We start from the raw sequence: 21,132 nt of genomic DNA, 5'->3' as shown, positions 1-21,132 counted from the left end.
TCAAGGTCAGAATGGAAGACAAAGAAAAAGAGAAAGCCTAATAGATCAACTTTCTCTTGACTGATGGTAGAAAAAAGTCCCCACTGAATGGTGGGAACTTTGCACCGTCATGGATTAACCTGCTACGAGACTGGGCGACGTGACAGGATCCTGGTGATACCGGAAGGCTGCTTCTTTCGCTGCCTGCTGGTTTTCGACCAGGGACCGATCGAACACGATCGGAGTAAAACCTTGCGCATCAGGCAAAATCCAGCCTGATACGGCTTTAACTTGACTAAAACGCAGGCCAACGAACCATTGGCCAACCGCTTTACATTGACTAAGTAAGAGGTGAAGCCCCATCTTAGCAAAGGCCCAGAGGCTTACCGCCTGCTGCCCAGAAAAAACAGCGTGGGTCAGTTGCACGCCGAGCCGCTGATCACCAGTGGCCACAATGACCACCTGGGCATCGGCCAGCAACGTGCTGCCAGCTGGGGCGATTCCTGCGGCACAGGTCTGGTTGGTCAAGGTCAAAACGACTTTGAGCCAGCCAGCAACTTGCACCGGCGCACTGGTTTCAACATCAAACGGCAAAACCGCGCCGGCGTTGAATTCAATCACGTCACCGACGACCAAACTGCTGCGCGTCATTGCCCGGCGCAAACCGTCGCGAATCACGAGCACTGGACTATCAGCGTCAAGGCGCTTGGCCCATTGGGTGAAGACGTGACGAGCCGCCAAAGTTAACAGGGCAGCCACGGCCACTGGCACCAGGCCCAGCCACGCTTGATTAAACAGGCGGTCCGCCAACAATGCGAGGCCCAGGGTCAGCACCGCGAGCTGACGCAGTGGAAAGGTTGGCCGCAGGGTGTGGGCACGTTGAGTGGTGTTAAATTGCTTTTTTTGGACTTGAGCTTGACTCAAGCCGCTTTGTACTTGCATCAACATCGTATGCTCCTCTCTTCCCAGAGAGGCTTAGCGATGCGCCTTATGACTTATGGCATATAAGTGGTGGCACACGATCAAGCCTTCCGGGATCTGCATTGTCCGGACTACCACCATCAACTGCTTGTTTCATGTGCTCACCTTCTTTCATTCACTCGCCGTTGTGCCCCCAAGTTCCACCTTGGGTTATTTTTCTGCGGAACAGAAAAAACGCACACCGATTGAGTATGCGCGCAGTTCTTGCATCCCAATCGTTTAGTTTTAGCACTATACGCCTAGAAAAAATTCTTCAGCTACGTTAGCGCAAGCCTTTGTAGACAAGCGCAGTTGACTCATTGGCATCTCTGGATGTTTCTGAGCAGCAGCATTGTTCGTATAGGAGCCTCACCTAACGGAAAGCACCAGTTATTTACCTACGCCTATTACTATACCGACTTGGACTGAAAAAGTCAACTGCAAACGCTGCTAGGCCGGCCTAAATGAGCATTTTCTCATCTCTCAGCACAGCGAGTTTTTAACGGCCATCCGTTCACCGCGGCGCCCAATTGTGCTAGAGTAGAAAAGAAATTGACAAACTGGAGGGTCAAAACCTTGTATCTAATGAAAGACATTACCCGCGACGGCGATCCAGTCCTGCGTAAGCGGGCAGCAAAAGTGCAATTCCCCCTATCTGAGGCCGACCAACAACTCGCTCACGATCTGATGGAATATTTGGTGATCAGCCAAGACGAAGAAGAAAACAAGAAATACAAACTGCGCCCAGGCGTCGGCTTGGCGGCGCCCCAAGTCGGTGTGTCTGAATGCATGGCCGCCGTACTCGTGCCCGGCCCAGATGACACGATTTTATTTCAAGAAACCCTCATTAACCCAGTCATCATTTCCAACTCGGTACAAGACGCCGCCCTCTCTGAAGGCGAAGGCTGCCTGAGCGTGGACAAAGACATTGAAGGGTATGTGGTGCGGCATGATCGCATCACCATTCGCTACCAAAACCTTGACGGCGAAACCAAAAAAGTGCGGCTCAAGAACTATGCCGCAATTGTTTGCCAACATGAAATCGACCACTTAAATGGGATTTTGTTCTATGACCACATCAACAAAAAAACACCGTTCAAGATGACGCCTGAAGGTGTTTTGATCGACTAAGTGATTTGACCGGCCAGCGCGCCGGTTTTTTTATGGCCTAGACGCGCTGAATATCCTGCAAATAAGCGATGGTCGGCGCATTAGTCACGAACGCGACATCAAAGTGGACAACGCCAGCCCGCTCCCAAAAATCGGTCACCACAAAAGCTGGGTATTGCGGATCGGAGCTGGCAATATGCTGCTGCGTGGCAATCACTTCCAACTGGTTTTGCAGCTGGCCTGCGGTAATGGTGATTTTAGGGGTTGCCGTTTCGTACTCAAAGCCCATAATCCCATGGCCCCAAACATCCGCCACTGGCGCGGAACGCAGCGGCGGTTGATACGGCCAATGCAAGGCGGTCAGACTTTCTGCCACGATTTGATCCGTAAGCTTTTGACTGTGATGCATAAATAAGCGTAAGGCCTGGCGCCGGCGCATAATGCGCCACCAGATGACCACTGCCGCCACAATGCCGACCAATAAGACCAAAATCAACCAATACATGCGTTCACTTCCTTTCTTCCATTATACGCTATTGGGCGCCAGCCGCGCCGACCTAAGCTTAACGGTGCCTGCGGGGTCCATAGCGAAACCGCCGCAGTTATGCTAAAATGTTTGTAACTGTTGAGTTTTCAACATTTGACCGGCAAAAATTGTGAAATTGCGCGCCTTGGTGCGCCTTTTTCGCGGATAAAAAGGAGCTTTTTTTATGATTTACAAAGTTTTATATCAATCAGACAAGGTGCGCAACCCGAAGCGGGAAACCACCCAGACCCTTTATCTTGAAGCAGATTCTGCAGCCATTGCGCGGGCGTTGGTGGAAAAAAACACCCCCTACAACATCGAACTCGTGCAAGAGCTATCTGGCAACTTTTTGGACTACGAAAAAAAGTCTGCTGATTTCAAACTGACGGAGTTTTAATTTATGAAACTCAATATTAAGAAAAACGAAGTCGCCGTGTTTGCCATCGGCGGCTTAGGAGAAATTGGGAAGAACATGTACGGGGTTCAATACCAAGATGAAATCATCGTCATCGATGCTGGGATTAAGTTCCCAGAAGATGACCTGCTTGGGATTGATTACGTGATTTCCGATTACTCCTACTTAGTGGAACACCAAGACCAAATCAAGGCGCTGGTGATTACCCACGGGCACGAAGACCACATTGGCGGCATTCCGTATTTTCTCAAGGAAGTGCCGAATGTCCCTGTCTATGCCCCACCGTTGGCTGCCGCTTTGATTCGCGGCAAGCTGGAAGAACACGGCCTGCTGCGCACCACCGAGTTGCATGAACTCAAAGAAGAAGACGTCCTGAAGTTCAAAAACTTGTGGATCGACTTCTTCCGCACCACCCACAGTATCCCAGATACCTTGGGCGTGGCGGTGCACACCCCTTATGGTGCCATCGTCGAAACCGGGGACTACAAGTTCGACTTGACGCCAGTTGGCGATCAGCCTGCCCCTAATTTGCAGCGCATGGCCAAACTCGGTGAGGAAGGCGTGTTGCTGTTGATGTCTGACAGTACCAATGCCGAAATTCCTAACTTCACCAAGTCCGAACGCTTCGTCGGCCGCTCAATTCGCCACATTCTCGATGGCATTGAAGGGCGCATCATTTTTGCCACCTTTGCGTCCAACATCAGCCGGATGGCGCAAGCTATTGCTGCCGCGCGTGAACATGGCCGCAAGATTGCGGTCTTCGGCCGGTCAATGGAAACCGCCATGGTCAATGGGCGGGAACTCGGTTACTTGGATGTTAAAGATGACGAACTGATCGACCCGCATGAATTGAACAAAATGCCCGCCGACCAAGTCATGATTCTCTGCACCGGTTCGCAAGGTGAACCGATGGCGGCCTTGTCGCGGATTGCCAATGGCACTCACCGCCAGATTTCCATTCAACCTGGCGACACGGTGATTTTCTCTTCTAACCCCATCCCTGGAAACACCGTCTCGGTGAACCACGTGATTAATGAGCTGGAAGAAGCCGGCGCCACGGTCATCCATGGTAAGGTCAATAACGTCCACACCTCTGGTCACGGTGGTCAGGAAGAACAAAAGCTGATGCTGCGGCTGATGAAGCCCAAGTTCTTCATGCCCATTCATGGTGAATACCGGATGCTGAAGATTCACACTGAGTTGGCCCAAGAATGCCACGTGCCGGAGGAAAACTGCTTCATCATGGACAATGGCGATGTGCTCGCCTTAACGGCTGATACCGCGCGGCGTTCTGGCCACTTCCCGGCTGGCGATGTTTACGTCGATGGCAATGGCGTTGGCGACATCGGCAACGCCGTCATCCGCGACCGCCGCCTGCTATCGGAAGAAGGCTTGGTCGTGGTCGTGGCCACCATCAACATGCAGAAACAAGCCGTGTTCGCTGGTCCGGACCTGCTGTCTCGGGGCTTTATCTACATGCGGGAAAGCGGCGAGCTGATCAACCAGGCGCAGCACCGCGTTTATCGGACCATCAAGAATACCTTCAAGCAAAACGAGAAAGTCACCGAAGGCATGCTCAAAGAGGCCATCACGTCTAATCTGCAGGAATTCCTGTTTGATAAGACCGAACGCCACCCTGTGATTTTGCCGATGCTGATTACCTTGTAAGATCTGGCACTCAGATGTGAACCTTAAACATTTGGGTGCTTTTTTAGTGGATTATGGCAATCAGTTGTGCCAATTTATTCTAATCGGTATAATCGGCATTAGTGATTTTTGAGGAGGATCCCCACATGGCCGCTGGCTTCTACTATATTATTTTCAACCCCGCTGCCGGTTCGGGCAACGCAGTTAAAATCTACCACGCCGTGAAAGCCGAACTCGACGCACGGCAAATCGCCTATGAAACGCGCGTGAGCCGCTACGCCGGCCATACCATCCAACTGGCCCGGCAAATTGGCAGCTTCAATGAGCGCCAGGACGCGGTAGTGTTGACCATCGGCGGTGATGGTACCTTGAATCAGACCATCACCGGCCTGCGGATGACGCCGCAAAGCGACCTGCCTGTCGGGTACATTCCGGCTGGCTCAGGCAACGACTTCGCCCGCGGGGTTGGCCTCAGCGAGGACCCGATGAAAGCCTTGGCCCAAGTATTAGCGGCAGAGGCGCCTTTGACCTTAGATATTGGCCGCTACACCGAACATACGCACCACGAAAACGGGTATTTCGTCAACAATGTCGGCATCGGCTTCGATGCCGCGGTGGTCGCATCCAACACCCATAGCCGCATCAAACGGATTTTGAATCGGTTGTACCTAGGGAAGCTATCTTATTTCTTCTCCGGGGTGAAAACCTTCTTTACGACGAAAACCTTCGACGTGGTCGTTTACGATCAAGCCGGCAAAATGGAGCTCATTCCCCGAGCCTTTCTGGTCGATGCCACCAATCACCCCTATTTCGGCGGCGGGATTCGCTTCATGCCCAAAGCCACGCCCACCGATGGCCTGCTGGACTTAGTGGTGGTGGAACACCCGAACTGGCTCGCCTTCTTGTTTCTGCTAGTGCAAATGATTCGTGGCAAGGCTGAGCAATATCCGCAAGTTCACTACCTGAAAGGCAAGCACCTACGACTCGAGACCACTGCCTTAGAGCCGGGACAAATGGACGGTGAAGAAATGGGCACTCGAGCCTTTGAGCTTGAGTTCACCACCACCACCCAGCCCTTCTGGTTCAAACTTGATTAAAAAAACCGGTTGTCAAGCTGCATCAGCAGCCGACAACCGGTTTTTGATTCCAATCAGAAATAATCAGAGAAGTAAGGTTCTTCCATGGGAATGATCCGCTCCAGCAGCTTGATCGCCGCGGGGCTGGCCTGCAGGCGCTCGATTTGGGCCAAATACGACGGCCGCCGATAGCTCATTAGCATGGTGGTTAAAGTGGCGATATCAATCTTGACTGCTTCGCCCACGGGCCGATCGGTCACATGCAGCTGGCCTTTGTCATCCCACCACAAGCCAAAGACGCCCACATTCCATTCCGCTAAGGGATCGCTGACCACAAAATGCACCGGCTTATCTGGCTCCACGAAGGGATAAGCCTTCAGAAATTCCGCGACATCGACAATCCGCGCCATGAAGTACGGGTGAATGGTTTGCATGATATCGCCATCATCCAGCAGAAAATGCAGCGGTTCATTTTTGTAGATATTGCCTTTGACATGCTCCACCATCGAGAAATGCGCCGCCACGAAATTCCACAGGCCGCTGCGGGCTTCTTGGGTGTTGTAAACCATTTCTTTGATGTGGAAAACCTCGTCGGCGATCCAATACAACACATAGCCCTGAGGCAGGTCGTTTTCATCGTAGTACACGCCGGCAATCCGCTCGTCCTCGTCTTCCCAGCGCCAGTATTCGTCCCAGTTCAGCTGGTTTCTAATCATCGCCCCGTGATTGTGCAAGGCAAAGCGATTGTAGGTTTCAATCACATCCGGATCATCAATTTCCAGCCGCTCAACATGGCCAGGCATATCCGGCACGGATTTTGGCAGCTGGGTGTCTTTGACATCGAAGGTCAAATGATCAGACATGATTTCCCAGCCTTTTTTCCTGTAAAAAGGAATGCTGTAAGGATAAAGGTACGAAATCCACTGCTGGTGTTCGCGCATATGTTGAAGGGCCAACTTAACCAAATCATGCATTAAGCCGTGACCGGCGTATTCAGGATAGGTCCCAACGCCAGTTAAACCACCCATTTGAAAGACCCGGCCGTGAATATTCACGCGGCACGGGTAGACGGCGAGCTGAGAAATCAGCTCATCGCCATGCCACCAGCCGATGACATCGGATTTTTCCAGCACCGGCCGTTTGGCGCGTTCCAGTTCACCGTCTTCATAGCCGGATTCTTCGACTTCCTTAGCAGTCACTTGAAACACATAGGCCAGTAAATTATTAAATTGTTCTAGGTCGTGCGGGGTCACGGGTCGAATTTCTAACCCGCTTCGACTATCGTCTTCCATACATTGCTCCTTTTAGGCTTTGGCCGCAGCGTCAAGCTGCTGCGGCGTGAGACCATTCAGCCCAATTAGTGGGTCAATGGTCTGCGCCATTACTAAGGCCGGCGTCAAGCGAAAATCGGTTGGCGCGGCTGGCGCTTTGGTTCCATTATCTAAAGCATTCGCCGGAGTGTCAACTGGTGGGACACCGGTCGCTGCGTTGACGAGGTCGAATTTGGCGGGCAACACCGCCGTTAATCGCGCCACTAATGCGGTTTTGCGATTATCAGCGACAGCCTGCACCGCCAGTTCAAAGGCGCGTGGATCGCCCAGTAAAATCAAGAAGTTCCGCGCCCTGGTGACGGCCGTGTACAGCAAATTGCGCCGTAGCATGCGCCGCGCGCCTAGAGTCAGCGGCAAAATAACCACCGGAAACTCGCTCCCCTGCGCTTTATGAATGGTCGTCGCATACGCCAGCGTGATTTTCGTCCAATCACTGCGCTTGTACTGCAGCTCGTTGCCATCAAAGTCGATCGTCAATTCATCCGTTTTGCTTTCAGCTTGCTTGGCCATGGTAATACCAGTGATCATGCCCAGCTCGCCGTTAAAGACGTTCTGCTCCGGGCTATTCACCAGCTGGAGCACTTTGTCGCCAATCCGGTAATGCACCAGGCCCGCATCGACTTCCTTGGTCCGGTCATCCTTTTTGGGATTAAGAATATCTTGAATCAAAGGATTAAGCTGGTCGATGCCAGCAGTGCCGCGATACATTGGCGCCAGCACCTGCATATCGGCGGGATCAAACTGCTGGGCAGCGCGCCCCACGACCTGCCCCACGACCCGCGGCAGTTGCTCCGGCGGGCACAGAATGAACGAGCGGTCAGCCCGATTTTGCTGCCAATCGGCCGGCAGCTTACCGGTGTTGATGGCATGCGCTAGGGGAATGATGGAGCTGTCGGCGTCTTGGCGGTGAATATGCGTCAGCTCCAACGCCGGCAACGTATGACTGCGGAGCAAGTCAGCGAAAACTTGCCCCGGTCCGACTGATGGCAGCTGATCTTTATCCCCCACCAAGATCAACTTGATGCCAGGATGCAGTGCCGCCAGCAACGTGCGGAACAAATAAGTGTCCACCATCGACATTTCATCGACAATGAGCAGGCCATCAGGTAACTCTTTGGGCTCATAATCTTGCGTATCAATGGCCAAACCCAGCAGGCGATGAATCGTGCTGGCTGGCAGGCCGGTGGTTTCCATCATGCGCTTGCTGGCGCGGCCAGTCGGGGCCGCCAACATCAACGGAAACGGCTCATGGTGATAGGAATTGACGTCAAGGCTCAAATCATTCAGCGCCGCATACGCGCGCACAATGCCGTTGATGACCGTGGTTTTGCCGGTCCCAGGACCACCAGTGAGCAGAAACAGCGGCTGTTCGATGGCCGTTTGAATCGCTTCGCGCTGGGTATCGTCATAAGCGATCCCTTGCTCTTTTTCCACTTGTTTGATCACTTTGGCCGTGTGCTTGGCAGGCTTGGTGTCATCGCCGAGCAGTTGTTTCAGCCGAGTGGCAATTTCACCTTCGGCATCGTAAAGCCGCTTCGGGAACACCTTTTGGCCATCGACATACAGTTGATTTTTCTTGGTCAGCGTTAAGATAGCCTGGCCGACCTGATTGGGATCGATTTCGACATTGCGCGCGCCTTCCAGTAGTCCCACCGCATTATTGATCAGCACGGGCAACTCAACATAAGTATCGCCTTCGCCATCTGTCATGCGACTCAGTTCGTCCAAGACCGCACCGCCTAAGCGGATTTGGGCATCTGGTGCGATGTGCATCCGCGCCGCAATCGCGTCGGCCCGTTTGAAACCAATCCCGTCGATGTCGGCAATCAGCTGGTAAGGATTTTCCTCAATCACGTCGAGCGCATCGGTTTTGTATAACTGATAGATTTTGGCCGCCATATTCGAGGTAAAGCCAAAGTCATTGAGGCCAATGATGACCTGCTCCATCCCCAAATTCAGCTGCAGGTTATCCACCAGCACCGCGCGCTTGGCTGCATTCAGACCAAGCGGAATCAGGACCTTTTCGTCCTTGAGAATCTTATCTATTGCTTTGACCCCGAGCGCATCCACAATTTTTTGCGCGGTAATGGTGCCAATGCCAGGAAAGCGATCTGAACTCAAATAAGCCACCAAGCCTTGCTTGGAGGTCGGCTTATCAACCTGATAATTGTCTGCGGCAAATTGAAGGCCATATTTTGGATGATTGACGACTTTGCCGACGAAGGTGTAGGTTTCGTCTTCTTTGATGTCACCAAAATTGCCGGTGACCACAATTTCGTCATCAGGCCACTGAATGTTGGTTTTCGTGATAGTGATCAGAATGATCTTAAAAAAAGAAGTCGGGCTTTGGAAGAAGAGACTCTTGACCCGACCACTGACGGTTGGCTGTTCAGCTTCATTCATCAGCTTGCCCTTGTGCTTTCAAAAAACCGGCGATATCGCGGACCTGACCGACTTTACTTTGGTAGCCTTTAGGATCAATGGCCTTGGCTTCATCTAACCACTTTTGGCCATCGATGCCAGCGCCGGTTTGTGCCATGCCATAAGTGAATAGTACCCCGGCATCTTTCATTTTGAGAAACGGCTTAAGCAAGCGACTGGCATCCTTGAAGGCGCCGAAGCCGAGCAACAGCTGTGCCGCTAGCAGCGCCGCGTCCACCTTCTCCGGCGCGGCTTCATGCGCCGTGAGCGCATAAGCCAAGGCCTTTTGGGTGCGGCCAGCATGCTGCTCGCTTAACGCCAACATGTATTGGGCATCGGTTTGCAAGCTGCCTTGCCCCTGCGCCAGTTGCTTGAAGTACTTGCTGGCGAGGTCAAAGTTCTCCTGGCTGAAAGCCAATAGGCCGGCATCATACGTCAATTCTGGATGGTTGGGAAACAGCCCCAGCGCCCGCACCAGCAACTGACTGGCTTCATCAAAAGCATGAAGGCCGATCAGCATCGTGGCCAGCACCGCGTAGCGTTTCGGGTCGGTCGGTTTGTCATCGATGCGCTGAACGGCTTGGCGAATGGCGGCATCATGGTCTCCTTGATTGAACTGCTTGATCATGGCTTGTTCATTCATTGCTCTGCCTCCTCAAATCGTATCGCTGGCTTCTAGTTTCTTGGTGATATAAGACGTTTCGTTCCATTTGATGAGTTTGAAGGGTAACTGCGGACCATGTGCTTCCAAAATCGTCACACTGCTATTGGTCAACCCACCAGCCTTACGCAAGTCCTTGATGGGTTTACCCAAAAGCGTCTGCACCAGCGCCGTCAGCGCTGCGCCGTGGCTGACGAACAACAGATTTTCATCACCAGTATGATCAGCCCGCACCGCATCTAACACCACCGGCTCCATGCGGTCAATCAGCTCAGCAAAGGACTCGCCTTGAATGGCCGTCGGATCGTACTCAGCCGGGGCGTGACGGAAACTATACAGCTCTTGCGGATAGCGTTTGGCCACATCAGTAAAGCGCATGCCTTCCATCCGGCCAAGATTAAACTCGCGCATCCCCACGGTGATCGTCACCGGAATGGTTTGCCCCAGTTGTTTGATCAGATATTGCGCCGTCGTTTTCGCACGCGGCAATGGGCTGACGTAGGCGCGGCTGAACTTAACCTGATGGGCCGTGAGGTAATGGGCCAGCTGACTGATTTCCTCGTAGCTCTCCTTCAGTAGCGGCGAGTCGCCGTTTGCGCCTTGGTAGCGTCCTTCAAGATTCCACTCTGTCTTCCCATGCCGAACAAAATATAAACGCGTCACGCCTGACCCTCCAATTGACTTCTATCTTTACCAATTATCGCGATTTAGGCGCGGTAATTCAAGGGTCGGCTAAAAAGCCGGTGGCAGTTGCCGCCAGCTCTAATCGGAAACGTTAGCAATCGGCGAGGCGCATGGCGTCTTCAGTCACCGCCAAGCCTTCATGCTTAAGCAGCCAAGCTTTCCGCTCCAGGCCGCCGGCATAACCAACCAAAGCGCCAGTTTGGCCGACAATGCGATGGCATGGCACAATCACGCTGAGCGGGTTGTGGCCCACCGCCCCGCCAATCGCTCGCGCCGCAGTCGGATGGCCTTGCTGCTGGCTGATTTGATCGGCCAGCTGCTGATACGTCGCCACCTGCCCCGCTGGCACTTGGCACAACGCCTGCATCACATGCTGGCGGTAGGGCGTACCGGTTAAATGCAGCGGCAAATCTCCTAGCGGCTGCGGCCCGGCCGCAAAATAGCGCTGCAGCCAGTGCGCCGCCTGCCGCAAAATCGGCGTTTGCGTGTCAGCCGCCGCGGCCAAATCAAACTGGCCACCAAAGTATTGTTGCCCGTCAAACCACACCCCGAGCAGGCCTTGCTCATCTGCCAGCAAGGTCATGGGGCCCAGCGGCGAGATCATGCTTGTTTTCGCTTGCATGTGCTCATCTCCTTAGTTAAATTGTAGCACGCGAACAAGTGTTTGGCGAAGCGAAATTAGTAAAAAAAACGTCCTTCCACCGATTGTGGAAGAACGCTTCAAGCTAGACATACTGCAAAACTTTGGCATCATTATAAGCGACTTCGATGGTCCCACCGCCGAAGCACTCGTCGCCATCGTACAAGACCACTGCCTGCCCTGGCGTGATGGCCCGGACCGGCTCGTCAAACTCGATGGTAGCCTTATCGCCATCCATGTGCACGGTGACGCCGGTATCCTTTTGGCGATACCGGAACTTGGCGGTGCAATGGAAGTCCTGCGCTGGCGCGTGACCAGTGAAGAAATTCATCTGCGAAGCCTCCAGGTGGGTCGCCATCAGATGCGGATTGTTAAAGCCCTGGCCGACATACAAGATGTTCTTGGCCAAGTCCTTACCAACGACGAACCAAGGCTCGGAGTTCTCAGAGTTGCCGCCAATGCCAAGCCCTGAGCGCTGACCGATCGTGTAGTACATCAGGCCGTCGTGCTGGCCCTTCACCTCGCCATCGTAAGTCATCATCTGGCCCGGCTGCGCTGGCAGGTAGGTGGACAGGAACTGCTTGAAGTTCCGCTCACCGATAAAGCAAATTCCCGTCGAATCTTTCTTGTGCGCCGTCGCGAGCCCAGCCTCTTCAGCAATGCGCCGCACCTCAGACTTTTGCATGCCGCCAATGGGGAACATGGACTTGGCCAACTGCGCCTGCGAAAGCTGACTCAGAAAATAGGTCTGATCCTTGTTACCATCAGCGCCGCGCAACATGTGCACCACGCCATCGGCATCGGTTGTGGTCTGAGCGTAGTGGCCCATGGCAATGTAATCGGCATTCAGTTCGTCGGCGTAATCAAGAAACGCCTTGAACTTGATTTCCTTGTTGCACATCACATCGGGATTTGGCGTCCGACCGGCTTTGTATTCATCCAAAAAGTATTGGAAAACGCGGTCCCAATACTCTTTTTCAAAGTTAATGCCGTAATACGGGATACCAATTTCGCTGGCCACTTTGGCGACATCCTCATAGTCCGTCGTCGCCGTACAAACGCCATTTTCATCAGTGTCGTCCCAATTTTTCATGAAGACACCGACAACATCATACCCTTGCTGCTTGAGCAGGAGCGCCGAGACGGAAGAATCCACCCCGCCGGACATGCCCACCACAACGCGGGTGTTGCTATTGTCCAAAATGATCACCATCATTTCAATCAGATTCTGGAGTTATCCGATTTGAAGGTCGTCAATTCCAGTAGTACTCATTATACCAGCGCGGCGCAGAATTACAACGCTAACGGAAAGTAAGCGTTAGACCCGTCTGCGGGTCATGCGCATAATGGCCGTAAATATGTCGTCCTGCGCCGGTTCAAAGCGCAAGCCTTGTTGGCGCATCACCTTGCTCAGGGCAAGCCCCAGCGTCGTCGTGATGTTAGGGACACTGGTGACGCCTTCCAGCACCAGGACAAAATGCTGATTCAGCACTGGCATCAGTGCCTCTGCCTGCACCGGCGTCAGGGTAGCCGCTAGCTGAGTCAAAAGCGCCAGCATGCCGCGCCTCAGTTCATCACTCGTGGCGGACCAAGCCATGCTGCGATTTTGCTGACGCATCCCAATCACCGGTGGCGCCGGCTGCACCATCACACCCAGCATCGTTTGCGGGGTGAGGCCCAGGCGCTGGCTAATCAAGACCAGCTGCGCCAGGCTTGGCTGCTGACGATCCGTTTCCCAGTCTTCAACCTGCGTCGCGGCCACGCCGATTCGCAAAGCCGCGGTTTGCGGCGACAGGTTCAACGTTTCACGCGCCGCCTGGAGATTTTTGCCCATTCGAAATGTCATTTCATCACCTTCTGCTTTCAGCATACCACCTCATTGGGCGCCAAAAGCCGAGATGACAAAAGTGTTCGCTCAGCTAACGGCATGGGAATCAAAAAGGCACTGCTGTATGCAGTGTCTTACACGCTAGTTGATTGCCAAAACTTCGCGTTCAATCAGGTTATCAATCAAGTACTGATACTGTTCAACATTGTCCTTGGTCTGCTCCGACTTGAAAATGTTGATGGCCTTCAACCCATTGGCCGTCGTCGTGTCCATTTGGAAACCAGACAAGTCAGCCTTAAAGGTGATTTTCAGCTTGTTGGCTTGCGTGAATGGTGAATTGGGATCCAGTGCGCGTTCCAGCTGGAAATTGCCATTCTTGGTTTTCACAAACCCCAGATCCATGAGCGTATAGCGCTTGATATTCGGTGAAATTTGATAAGTTTTCGGGTCGCCCAATGCTGCCCCAGTTGCTTTTAGTGCCATCTTGCCACTCTCCTTTCACGCCATTGCGTGATTACTCTAGCCTTATTTTACCATGATGCAAGCGCTTCTGAAAGCCAGAGCGCGGCCTAAGCAGTTGATTAGCAGCAAACAGTTCGTTAGATTTCACGGGTTTCATAGACGTGCAGACTAATCATCAAGGAGCCGCCAAGCACCACTAGTAACCCCGCCAGACCAGCCGCCACCGTGGGCCACACTACCACTTGCTCGAACGGATCCAGATAAGCCACCAGCCCCAGCACCGCGCAAAGCCCAAACAAGGTGCCATAGACAGCAAATGGCGCGCGTTCAAAGCCCCATTTCAGCAGCATCGGGTATTCGATGGCGGTGGTCAATACAAAAAAGAAGAACACCCCTGCCGCCACGCCGAGCGTGCGGCTGAGATTGGCTTCGGCGGGCCGAATGAGCCCAGTGACCCCGTCCACCACGGCAAAATTCAACACCAAAGCCGCGACCAAACTCAAAGCAAAGCCATAATGGCCCCAAACTACAATGCGCCGGCGCAGCGGCAATAAGGCCAGCATGCCTTCAAGGCCGTGTTGCTGACTGCCCACAAACGGCATCATCAAAGCGGAACTCGCCATCCCCGCGGCGGCCCCTAACATCAAAAAGCGAGTATTGGCCACAAAGACGCCGAGCAGCACCAGCGCGAGGTCGGCTAACCCCACGATCCACCAAATTGAATGGAGCTTGGTGGTGGTCCAGTCTAATCTCATCATCGTCGCAATGTCACGCATGGTCTTCACCTCGCTTGCCTAAGTAGATCATCAAAGTATCCAGATCCGGCGTTGAGGTGACCAGCCCCGTCGCCAGCGCTTGGTCCGCAGTCGGCAGCAGCAGAGAGAACCCAACGCTGGTTTGGCGCAGGCCTAGTCCCCGGTTTTTAAGCGCTGCCGTCAGCTCTGACGAGCCGCCTTGTACCAGCAGATAACGGCTAAGTAGCGTGTCTGTTTCACCAAAAAAGCGCTGCTCGCCGTGAATTAGGTACAAGAGATAATCTGCAAACTGCGCCAAATCATCCGTTAAATGGCTGGACAGCAGCACACTGGCCTCACCATCCTGAATATACGACTGCAACAGCTGGCGTAATTCATCCCGCGCAATCGGATCCAGCCCTGCCATCGGTTCATCCAATATCAGGAGCTTGGCATGATGGCTTAACGCCACCGCCAAGTTCACTTTGTTTTGCGTACCTTTGGACAGACGCCGATACATGGTTTTCGGATTGATATCAAATTGCGCGACCAACTTCATGAACTGCTGCGAATCCCAGTGCGGAAACAGCCGCTTCATATTGCTATCAACGTCTTTCATCGTCCACGCATCCGGTAAGGTGGTGGAATCGAGCATCGCTCCGAGGTCATCGCGGGCCTGTTGCCGCGCATCAGCGGTCTTGGCACCGTTCAAGGTAAATTCCCCGCTACTAGGCTGGGCCATGTCCAGCAGTAAGCGCAAGGTCGTGGTTTTGCCTGCCCCATTCGGCCCGATTAGGCCCATGATGTACCCAGCCGGCAAATCAAAGGTTAACGGTCCTAGCGCAAATTCAGGATAGGTTTTCGCCAAATTAGTCACGTTGAGCCGCTCATTCATGGTCCTCACCTCCCGCTGCCATCAAGTTATCCAACATCTCGTGTAAAGTTGCCGGCGGAATCTGACCGATTTTGGCGGCATCAAGGGCCGCTTGCAGCCCTGCTTCCACTTGGCGTAGGGTTTGTTCGCGTAGCAGTGCCGGGTCCTGGGGCTGAACATAGGTACCTTTCCCCTGGACATTCTGCACCAGGCCGGCTTGTTCCAGATCATGGTAGGCGCGCGTGGTGGTAATCACGCTGATTTGCAAGTCTTTCGCCAGCCCCCGAATTGAGGGCAGCAAGGTGCCCGGCTGCAATTCACCGCTTAAAATAGCGGCTTGGATTTGATCGATAATTTGCTGATAAATCGGCTCGCCCGCTCGATTTTGAATCACAATACGCAATGCACTCACCTCTGCGCTTTGGCCACTGACCGGCTCTTTTTAAAGGCTGCCAGAATGCCACTATCGCTGTAAACCAACACATTCGCCCGGTAAGCCCGCGCGGCAAAAATGCTGAAGCCGAGCAGGAAGACCAAGTTAATGGCCAGGGCGATGCCAACCTGGAGCAGGCCCACCTGATCGACCCCAAAGCGGGCCGGCATGATCATTGGACTGAGAAACGGAAGGTAACTCATCACATTGATGACCGGACCGGCGCCGTTGCTGACCATTAGAGCGGCAAAATAGCCAATCATCGCCAGGTACAGCACCGGCTGCATGGCCATGCCCGCCTGCTCCTGATTGCTGACTAACGAGCCGCACAGCGCCGCTAAAATCGTGTAACTCAGAATACCCAGGACGAAAAAGCCAATCATCACCAGGACAAAGGACCAACCGATTTGCTGCCAATCTACCAGACGCAGCAAGTCATTCAACGCTGGCCAGTGACGCCGCAGTAACCACGCGCCGCCGCCCAGCACCGCATAAGCGCCCAGCTGCACCCCGACCAATTCGGCAATGCCGAGGAGCTTACCATAAAACTGGGTTTGCGCTTTGATGGCAGCCAAAATCGACTCTTCAATGCGCGACCCTTTTTCAGTGGCAATTTCTTGCGCGACAATGCTGCCATAGCTCATGAGGAACAGGTACATGAGAAAACCCACTGCCAGCGCGAGGATGCTTTTGAGCCCCTCTGACTTGTTGGCCGCGGCCTTTAACTGACCGTCACTCACCGTCACGGTTTTGACGGTAACTTGAGTGGGCCGCAGCATTTGTGCCAGCGCCGCTTGCGATAAGCCAAGCGACTTGGCCACAGCCTGCGTATTCAACGCCGTCAACATGGTTTTAATGGTCGCTGGATCAACGGTTTCGCCATCGTCGCGCACCACCAGCTTGACGCTTGGGCTGGTCGCCTGCGCCACTGTCAGCAAGCCGTCAACCTTACTTGCCTTCAACAGTTTCTGTCCGGCAGCAGCGCTGGTCACTGGCTGAAACTTTGGGTCGCTACTATGCTTCAAGCTCGCCCGCACTGCCGCTGGCGCCGCCACGGCCACTTGTGCCGGCTGGTTGGTCTGATCCATATACCAAGAAATCCCGCCAATGATGGCAAGCGCAATGAGTGGCATCAGCACCAGGCTCCACCAGCTAAAACTGTGCATGTTTTTGCGAAAGACCATTTTGGCAATCAAGTTCAACTTACGCATCAGGTTCACCTACTTTCATCCGGAAAATCTCATCTAGCGACGGCGCCTGCTGCCGAAACCCAGCAATATAACCGCCAGCGGTCACGCGGTCAAAAATTGCTTGCCCGGCGGTCTCATCCGTCAAGGCCAGTTCAAAGTGGCTACCGGTTTGCGTCACCTGGGCCACCCCTGGCAAAGCGGCCAGTTCGGCTTTGCTCAAGGCCGGTTCATCCAGATGAATCCGGACGCGGCCATACTGGGCGCGAATTTCCGCCACTGTGCCGGTCAGCACCTCCCGGCCATTTTTCAACATCACTAAGCGGTCCGACAAGGACTCGACATTGCGCATGTCATGGCTGGAAAAAATAATCGCAGCGCCACTCTTCTGCAACAGGCGCACCCCGGCTTCCAGCAAACTGGCATTGACCGGATCCAGCCCGGAAAACGGTTCATCCAAAATGAGCAGCTTCGGCATTGCAATCAGCGCGGCAATCAGCTGCACCTTCTGCTGGTTCCCCTTGGACAAATCTTTGATTTTATCCTTGCGCTTGCCTTTCACCTCAAAGCGGTGGAGCCAATCATCCAGCTGCGCATCCACGTCCTTAGCGGTCATGCCATGCAATTGGCCAAAAAACTGTACCTGCTCTTCGATGGTGAGCTTGGGATAAAGCCCCCGTTCCTCCGGCAAATAACCAATAAAATCACGATTCAGCTGCGCCAGCGGCTGGCCCTGCCAACTGATGCGCCCAGCATCTGGTTGCAACAAATCCAAAATCATCCGAAACGTCGTCGTTTTCCCGGCGCCATTTTGCCCAATCAACCCCAAAATTTCCCCTGGAGCAATCGTAAAGCTCACCTCGTCCACCGCCGTTTGGTCACCAAAGCGCTTCGTTACCCCTGCTACCTCAAGCATTTTTCCATCCCCTTACTGTATATGTCCTAATATGTACAGTATCACCAGTAAGCGCTGTCGTCAATTCGATTCCATACAAAAACGACCTTGGCTACTTATCCAAGATCGTTTCAACTGGTACCGTATAACCTCTACCTGCGAAAGCAGACAGCCAACTCAGGTCTGCTGGCAGGCTATCTTCAAACCACAGCATCACCTAGTCTAAGAAAACATGTCTGACCAGCTCAGTCTGTTCTCCAACGAGCAGACGTGGTGCTGGGCGGAGCTTGGCGGGGTCTGGCAGTGAAAAGATTAGTGACCGGAAGACCAGCGCGTCTTTTGCGGTGGGCTTCCCAGCGCTAATCTCGGCAAAGTTGAAGACGCCAATGAGCGTAGCGAAGGCGGCTTTAACTTTAGGTTCGAGACCGTTTTTTGGCTCGGACCGGCCGCACCGCCAGACCCCGCCAAGCGGAGCCCACCGCCCTAGCCGCCCGCGGCCGCTAATGCGTTTTGCTGCGCAGCCGAGTGACGATTTTCTCTAAGGCATCGATGAATTGGGCGATGTCCATCACCGTGGTGAAAGCGCCGAAGGAAATCCGAATGGACTCGGCAATCCGCGGGCTATCCGCCCCGTACATCGCCGTCAGCACATGCGACGGTTCCATGCTGCCCGCCGTGCAGGCCGAGCCGCCAGAAATGGCAAAGCCCGCCAGATCAAGATTGGTTTGCAGCGCATAAGTGGAAACGCCGGGGAACCAGAGGTTAAGCACGTGGTTGAGCGCATCTGCCTTCAGCGGGCCATTGACTTTGAAGTCGATGCCAGCGCCAGTCAGCGAATCAATAATCTGTTTCTTGAACCCATAATACTTCGCCTGCCGATCGGCTTTTTCCTGGGGGGTAATCAACCGCACTGCTTCGGCAAACCCAGCCACGGCGGGCGGGTTCTCGGTGCCGGCGCGGCGCTTGGTTTCCTGCTCGCCGCCTTTGAGGAAAGACGGGAAGTTGATGCCTTCGCGCCGGTACAAAAAGCCGATGCCTTTGGGACCGTTGATTTTATGCGCAGAAACACTGAGCATGTCCACCTTCAAGGCATTCACATCAATATCCAACAGGCCATACGCTTGGGTGGCATCGGTGTGGAACCACGCTTGGTGGTCCGCCAGGCGGGCGCCAATTTCAGCAATGGGCTGGCGGCTGCCGACTTCGTTATTGCCCAGCATAATCGACACCAAAATCGTGTCATCATCCAGCGCCGCGTCAAAGTCAGCCAGGCTGATTTCCCCGTTTTCATCCACTGGCAGATACGTGACGTTGAAGCCTTCCTGCTCCAAGGCCGCCATCGGCTTTAACACGCTGGGATGTTCAATCGCGGTAGTAATAATGTGCTTACCTAGGCTAGCGCGCTTGTGCGCCGTTTGCATGATGGCAGTGTTATTAGCCTCAGTCGCCCCGCTGGTGAGTACAATTTCGGTGGGTTTAGCGCCAATACTTTTAGCCAAAGTGGCATGGGCCGCGTCCATCACGGTGTGCGCTTCACGGCCGAACCAATGTGTCGAGCTGGGATTGCCAAAATCCTGCTGCATCTGCGCCATCATCGTGTCAATGACCGGCTTGGCCATCGGCGTGGTGGCAGCATTATCGAGATAAATATGGGTCATAATTACTTACTCCTTTGTTCGTTAATTCAACTGGTGCAAGTACGCCAGCAGCATCGCGGCGCTGCGCTTGCCGGCATCGATGATGAAATCATCAAAGTTAACACTGGCTTCACTATCACCATTATCGCTCATCGCTCGAATCACCACAAAAGGCGTGTGGAATTCAGTGGCAACTTGGCCAATCGCCGCGCCTTCCATTTCACTGGCCAGGGCCTCTGGATAAATCGCCAAAATGCGTTGAATCGCAGTTTTGCTGGCAATAAACTGATCGCCAGACACAATGAGGCCCACATGCGTGGTGAGCTGGGTGGCTTCGGCGGCAGCTTTGATGGCCGCCACCACGGCTGGGTCCGCTTTGAACCGCTGCGGCTGCTGCGGCAGTTGGCCAGGTAAATAACCAAAAGCGGTGGCATCCACGTCGTGATAGGCCACTTCATCCGAGATCACCACATCCCCAATCGCTAACCCGGTGCCAATGCCGCCGGCGCTACCGGTGTTGATCAGCACATCTGGGTGGTATTCATTGAGCAGCACCGTGGCAGTCATCCCGGCTTGGACCTTGCCAATACCTGATTCGACCAAGGTCACTTCGACCCCATCCAGTTGGCCATGGTAATAATGCTGGCTGGCAAAAACCTTTTCTTCCTTGTTCGCCAGTTTTGGCAACAAGGTCCGAATTTCTTCTTCCATCGCGCAAATCACGCCGATTTTCATCACAGACACTCCTTTATCCTTGCGAGTCACTTACTAATTGTACGCTCATTACAGGAAAAACAGAACCACAAAGACGATGATCAACAACACCGCAGTGATGCCAATCGCCCAGTTCAGTTTCTTCTTCAGGCTGTTCACTTTTTTGAAGGTTGGTTCATCAAAGCGGCCGGTGGTGGGTTTCGGTCGGCTTTCTTTGGCGTATTCCCGCTCGGCTTCGCGCCGTTTTTCGTCACGAGTTTCGGCCTCGGCGGCGGCTTTGGCCTGCGCTTCACGATATTCTTTTCGGGTCATTTCAGCCATGCTTTGCCTCCTCTAGCGCCCACAGCGCCACTGCCAATGTGGTTTTGGCATCACAAATCAACCCTGCTTGCTGCGCCGCTTGAGCTTCTTGCAAGCTCAACCATTCGCCTTGAACGGACTCGCCAACATCTTGCGGCCGCTGCTGGGCTGGTGCATGAAAGTCTTCGGCCAAGAAGAGATGCGTCTGGGCATCCGAAAAGCCCGCACTTTGATAAAAGTGGGTCAGCGGTTGCCAGTGCTCAGCCGCCAACTGGGCCTCTTCATTCAGCTCGCGTTTGGCCGCTTGCAGCGGGGTTTCGCCAGGCTCAATTTTACCCGCTGGCACTTCCAAAGTTTCTTGACCCAGCGGCGTGCGCCATTGCCGGACAAATAAGGCCCGGCCTTGCTTAAGGGCGAGCACCCCAGCCGCGCCAGTGGTGTGCACGAGAATCCGCGGTGCAGTGGTGCCGTCTGGCAGCCGAACCGTGAGCTCACTTAACGTTAAAATGGGCCCAGCATACAGTTGTTTTCGTTGCTCGATGGTTTCCAAGCGCTTGCCTTCTTTCCGGTTTCTTCATAGCCCATGATACCAATGGCCGCCGAGATTACCAACGCCTT

23 protein-coding genes and 1 riboswitch are annotated in these 21,132 nt (G+C 53.9%); of the genes, 4 read left to right on the top strand and 19 right to left on the bottom strand.

The window, feature by feature from the left end; all coding sequences use genetic code 11:
• Window positions 1–114: 114 nt before the first annotated feature.
• Window positions 115–927, bottom strand: a complete 813-nt coding sequence (locus tag JUF11_RS08615) for a hypothetical protein (RefSeq protein WP_204119236.1) — start codon at window positions 925–927, stop codon at window positions 115–117.
• 236 nt (window positions 928–1,163) lie between these two features.
• A riboswitch (M-box (ykoK) riboswitch) is annotated at window positions 1,164–1,327 on the bottom strand.
• A gap of 188 nt (window positions 1,328–1,515) precedes the next feature.
• Between JUF11_RS08615 and def the strand changes: the two genes are divergently transcribed.
• Window positions 1,516–2,070 (top strand): peptide deformylase, encoded by a 555-nt coding sequence (def, locus tag JUF11_RS08610; RefSeq protein ID WP_204119235.1) that lies wholly within the window; start codon window positions 1,516–1,518, stop codon window positions 2,068–2,070.
• Window positions 2,071–2,107: 37 nt separating this feature from the next.
• Here def and JUF11_RS08605 read toward each other — a convergent pair whose 3' ends face one another.
• Window positions 2,108–2,554 carry a hypothetical protein gene (locus JUF11_RS08605; RefSeq protein WP_204119234.1) on the bottom strand — a complete coding sequence of 149 codons (447 nt, stop codon included), beginning with the start codon at window positions 2,552–2,554 and terminating at the stop codon, window positions 2,108–2,110.
• A 205-nt stretch (window positions 2,555–2,759) separates the two neighbouring features.
• On the opposite strand from JUF11_RS08605, the gene JUF11_RS08600 reads away from it, so the two are divergent.
• The 3 genes from JUF11_RS08600 (at window position 2,760) to JUF11_RS08590 (ending at window position 5,734) form a co-directional block, all read left to right on the top strand.
• A complete protein-coding gene (locus JUF11_RS08600; RefSeq protein WP_125581004.1) occupies window positions 2,760–2,972 on the top strand; it encodes a DNA-dependent RNA polymerase subunit epsilon in 213 nt (70 codons plus the stop codon).
• Window positions 2,973–2,975: 3 nt separating this feature from the next.
• Window positions 2,976–4,658 carry a ribonuclease J1 gene (gene rnjA / locus JUF11_RS08595; RefSeq protein WP_204119233.1) on the top strand — a complete coding sequence of 561 codons (1,683 nt, stop codon included), beginning with the start codon at window positions 2,976–2,978 and terminating at the stop codon, window positions 4,656–4,658.
• 125 nt (window positions 4,659–4,783) lie between these two features.
• On the top strand, window positions 4,784–5,734 hold the full coding sequence (locus JUF11_RS08590) for a diacylglycerol/lipid kinase family protein (protein WP_204119232.1): 951 nt from the start codon (window positions 4,784–4,786) through the stop codon (window positions 5,732–5,734).
• A 53-nt stretch (window positions 5,735–5,787) separates the two neighbouring features.
• Here JUF11_RS08590 and JUF11_RS08585 read toward each other — a convergent pair whose 3' ends face one another.
• The 17 genes from JUF11_RS08585 to JUF11_RS08505 all read right to left on the bottom strand — a co-directional run bounded on the left by JUF11_RS08585 (window position 5,788) and on the right by JUF11_RS08505 (window position 21,064).
• Complete coding sequence (locus tag JUF11_RS08585) at window positions 5,788–7,005, bottom strand: GNAT family N-acetyltransferase (RefSeq protein WP_125581011.1); 1,218 nt, start codon at window positions 7,003–7,005, stop codon at window positions 5,788–5,790.
• Between the two features lie 12 nt (window positions 7,006–7,017).
• The gene (gene recD2 / locus JUF11_RS08580) at window positions 7,018–9,447 is read right to left on the bottom strand and encodes an SF1B family DNA helicase RecD2 (RefSeq protein WP_204119231.1); all 2,430 of its coding nucleotides are present in this window, start codon (window positions 9,445–9,447) and stop codon (window positions 7,018–7,020) included.
• Window positions 9,440–10,108, bottom strand: coding sequence for a tetratricopeptide repeat protein (locus JUF11_RS08575; RefSeq protein WP_236000499.1), 669 nt, complete (start codon window positions 10,106–10,108; stop codon window positions 9,440–9,442). The genes recD2 and JUF11_RS08575 overlap by 8 nt, the downstream gene beginning before the upstream one ends.
• A 12-nt stretch (window positions 10,109–10,120) precedes the next feature.
• Window positions 10,121–10,789 (bottom strand): histidine phosphatase family protein, encoded by a 669-nt coding sequence (locus JUF11_RS08570; RefSeq protein ID WP_204119230.1) that lies wholly within the window; start codon window positions 10,787–10,789, stop codon window positions 10,121–10,123.
• A gap of 112 nt (window positions 10,790–10,901) precedes the next feature.
• Window positions 10,902–11,432, bottom strand: coding sequence for a methylated-DNA--[protein]-cysteine S-methyltransferase (locus JUF11_RS08565; protein ID WP_204119229.1), 531 nt, complete (start codon window positions 11,430–11,432; stop codon window positions 10,902–10,904).
• Between the two features lie 103 nt (window positions 11,433–11,535).
• Window positions 11,536–12,666, bottom strand: coding sequence for a tRNA 2-thiouridine(34) synthase MnmA (gene mnmA, locus JUF11_RS08560; RefSeq protein ID WP_125581019.1), 1,131 nt, complete (start codon window positions 12,664–12,666; stop codon window positions 11,536–11,538).
• Window positions 12,667–12,768: 102 nt separating this feature from the next.
• The gene (locus JUF11_RS08555) at window positions 12,769–13,296 is read right to left on the bottom strand and encodes a helix-turn-helix transcriptional regulator (protein ID WP_204119228.1); all 528 of its coding nucleotides are present in this window, start codon (window positions 13,294–13,296) and stop codon (window positions 12,769–12,771) included.
• A 123-nt stretch (window positions 13,297–13,419) separates the two neighbouring features.
• Entirely contained in the window at window positions 13,420–13,761 is a 342-nt protein-coding gene (locus JUF11_RS08550) for a DUF1831 domain-containing protein (protein ID WP_204119227.1), read from the bottom strand.
• Window positions 13,762–13,877: 116 nt separating this feature from the next.
• Window positions 13,878–14,516, bottom strand: coding sequence for an ABC-2 transporter permease (locus tag JUF11_RS08545; RefSeq protein WP_204119226.1), 639 nt, complete (start codon window positions 14,514–14,516; stop codon window positions 13,878–13,880).
• Window positions 14,509–15,369: an ABC transporter ATP-binding protein gene (locus JUF11_RS08540; RefSeq protein ID WP_204119225.1), complete on the bottom strand. Its 861-nt coding sequence runs from the start codon at window positions 15,367–15,369 to the stop codon at window positions 14,509–14,511. The genes JUF11_RS08545 and JUF11_RS08540 overlap by 8 nt, the downstream gene beginning before the upstream one ends.
• Window positions 15,362–15,751: a GntR family transcriptional regulator gene (locus JUF11_RS08535; RefSeq protein WP_204119224.1), complete on the bottom strand. Its 390-nt coding sequence runs from the start codon at window positions 15,749–15,751 to the stop codon at window positions 15,362–15,364. The genes JUF11_RS08540 and JUF11_RS08535 overlap by 8 nt, the downstream gene beginning before the upstream one ends.
• A 5-nt stretch (window positions 15,752–15,756) precedes the next feature.
• Entirely contained in the window at window positions 15,757–16,992 is a 1,236-nt protein-coding gene (locus JUF11_RS08530) for an ABC transporter permease (protein WP_204119223.1), read from the bottom strand.
• Window positions 16,985–17,884: an ABC transporter ATP-binding protein gene (locus JUF11_RS08525; protein WP_204119222.1), complete on the bottom strand. Its 900-nt coding sequence runs from the start codon at window positions 17,882–17,884 to the stop codon at window positions 16,985–16,987. The genes JUF11_RS08530 and JUF11_RS08525 overlap by 8 nt, the downstream gene beginning before the upstream one ends.
• 479 nt (window positions 17,885–18,363) lie before the next feature.
• Entirely contained in the window at window positions 18,364–19,521 is a 1,158-nt protein-coding gene (locus tag JUF11_RS08520) for a cysteine desulfurase family protein (RefSeq protein ID WP_204119221.1), read from the bottom strand.
• Between the two features lie 21 nt (window positions 19,522–19,542).
• A complete protein-coding gene (locus JUF11_RS08515; protein WP_204119241.1) occupies window positions 19,543–20,238 on the bottom strand; it encodes a 5'-methylthioadenosine/adenosylhomocysteine nucleosidase in 696 nt (231 codons plus the stop codon).
• Window positions 20,239–20,283: 45 nt separating this feature from the next.
• On the bottom strand, window positions 20,284–20,535 hold the full coding sequence (locus JUF11_RS08510) for a hypothetical protein (protein WP_204119220.1): 252 nt from the start codon (window positions 20,533–20,535) through the stop codon (window positions 20,284–20,286).
• The gene (locus JUF11_RS08505; protein WP_236000497.1) at window positions 20,528–21,064 is read right to left on the bottom strand and encodes an NUDIX hydrolase; all 537 of its coding nucleotides are present in this window, start codon (window positions 21,062–21,064) and stop codon (window positions 20,528–20,530) included. The genes JUF11_RS08510 and JUF11_RS08505 overlap by 8 nt, the downstream gene beginning before the upstream one ends.
• Window positions 21,065–21,132: the final 68 nt, after the last annotated feature.

This window comes from Lacticaseibacillus suilingensis, assembly GCF_016861845.1.
Taxonomy (GTDB): domain Bacteria; phylum Bacillota; class Bacilli; order Lactobacillales; family Lactobacillaceae; genus Lacticaseibacillus; species Lacticaseibacillus suilingensis.
Note: the sequence above shows the minus strand (reverse complement) of the source record. Positions and strands in the feature narration are given on the sequence as shown.

Coding starts and splice junctions, on each gene's coding strand:
- JUF11_RS08615 (WP_204119236.1), bottom strand. CDS start 927: ATGTTGATGCAAGTACAAAGCGGCTTGAGTCAAGCTCAAGTCCAAAAA.
- JUF11_RS08605 (WP_204119234.1), bottom strand. CDS start 2,554: ATGTATTGGTTGATTTTGGTCTTATTGGTCGGCATTGTGGCGGCAGTG.
- JUF11_RS08600 (WP_125581004.1), top strand. CDS start 2,760: ATGATTTACAAAGTTTTATATCAATCAGACAAGGTGCGCAACCCGAAG.
- rnjA (WP_204119233.1), top strand. CDS start 2,976: ATGAAACTCAATATTAAGAAAAACGAAGTCGCCGTGTTTGCCATCGGC.
- JUF11_RS08590 (WP_204119232.1), top strand. CDS start 4,784: ATGGCCGCTGGCTTCTACTATATTATTTTCAACCCCGCTGCCGGTTCG.
- JUF11_RS08585 (WP_125581011.1), bottom strand. CDS start 7,005: ATGGAAGACGATAGTCGAAGCGGGTTAGAAATTCGACCCGTGACCCCG.
- recD2 (WP_204119231.1), bottom strand. CDS start 9,447: ATGAATGAAGCTGAACAGCCAACCGTCAGTGGTCGGGTCAAGAGTCTC.
- JUF11_RS08575 (WP_236000499.1), bottom strand. CDS start 10,108: ATGAATGAACAAGCCATGATCAAGCAGTTCAATCAAGGAGACCATGAT.
- JUF11_RS08565 (WP_204119229.1), bottom strand. CDS start 11,432: ATGCAAGCGAAAACAAGCATGATCTCGCCGCTGGGCCCCATGACCTTG.
- mnmA (WP_125581019.1), bottom strand. CDS start 12,666: ATGATGGTGATCATTTTGGACAATAGCAACACCCGCGTTGTGGTGGGC.
- JUF11_RS08555 (WP_204119228.1), bottom strand. CDS start 13,296: ATGACATTTCGAATGGGCAAAAATCTCCAGGCGGCGCGTGAAACGTTG.
- JUF11_RS08550 (WP_204119227.1), bottom strand. CDS start 13,761: ATGGCACTAAAAGCAACTGGGGCAGCATTGGGCGACCCGAAAACTTAT.
- JUF11_RS08545 (WP_204119226.1), bottom strand. CDS start 14,516: ATGCGTGACATTGCGACGATGATGAGATTAGACTGGACCACCACCAAG.
- JUF11_RS08540 (WP_204119225.1), bottom strand. CDS start 15,369: ATGAATGAGCGGCTCAACGTGACTAATTTGGCGAAAACCTATCCTGAA.
- JUF11_RS08530 (WP_204119223.1), bottom strand. CDS start 16,992: ATGCGTAAGTTGAACTTGATTGCCAAAATGGTCTTTCGCAAAAACATG.
- JUF11_RS08525 (WP_204119222.1), bottom strand. CDS start 17,884: ATGCTTGAGGTAGCAGGGGTAACGAAGCGCTTTGGTGACCAAACGGCG.
- JUF11_RS08520 (WP_204119221.1), bottom strand. CDS start 19,521: ATGACCCATATTTATCTCGATAATGCTGCCACCACGCCGATGGCCAAG.
- JUF11_RS08510 (WP_204119220.1), bottom strand. CDS start 20,535: ATGGCTGAAATGACCCGAAAAGAATATCGTGAAGCGCAGGCCAAAGCC.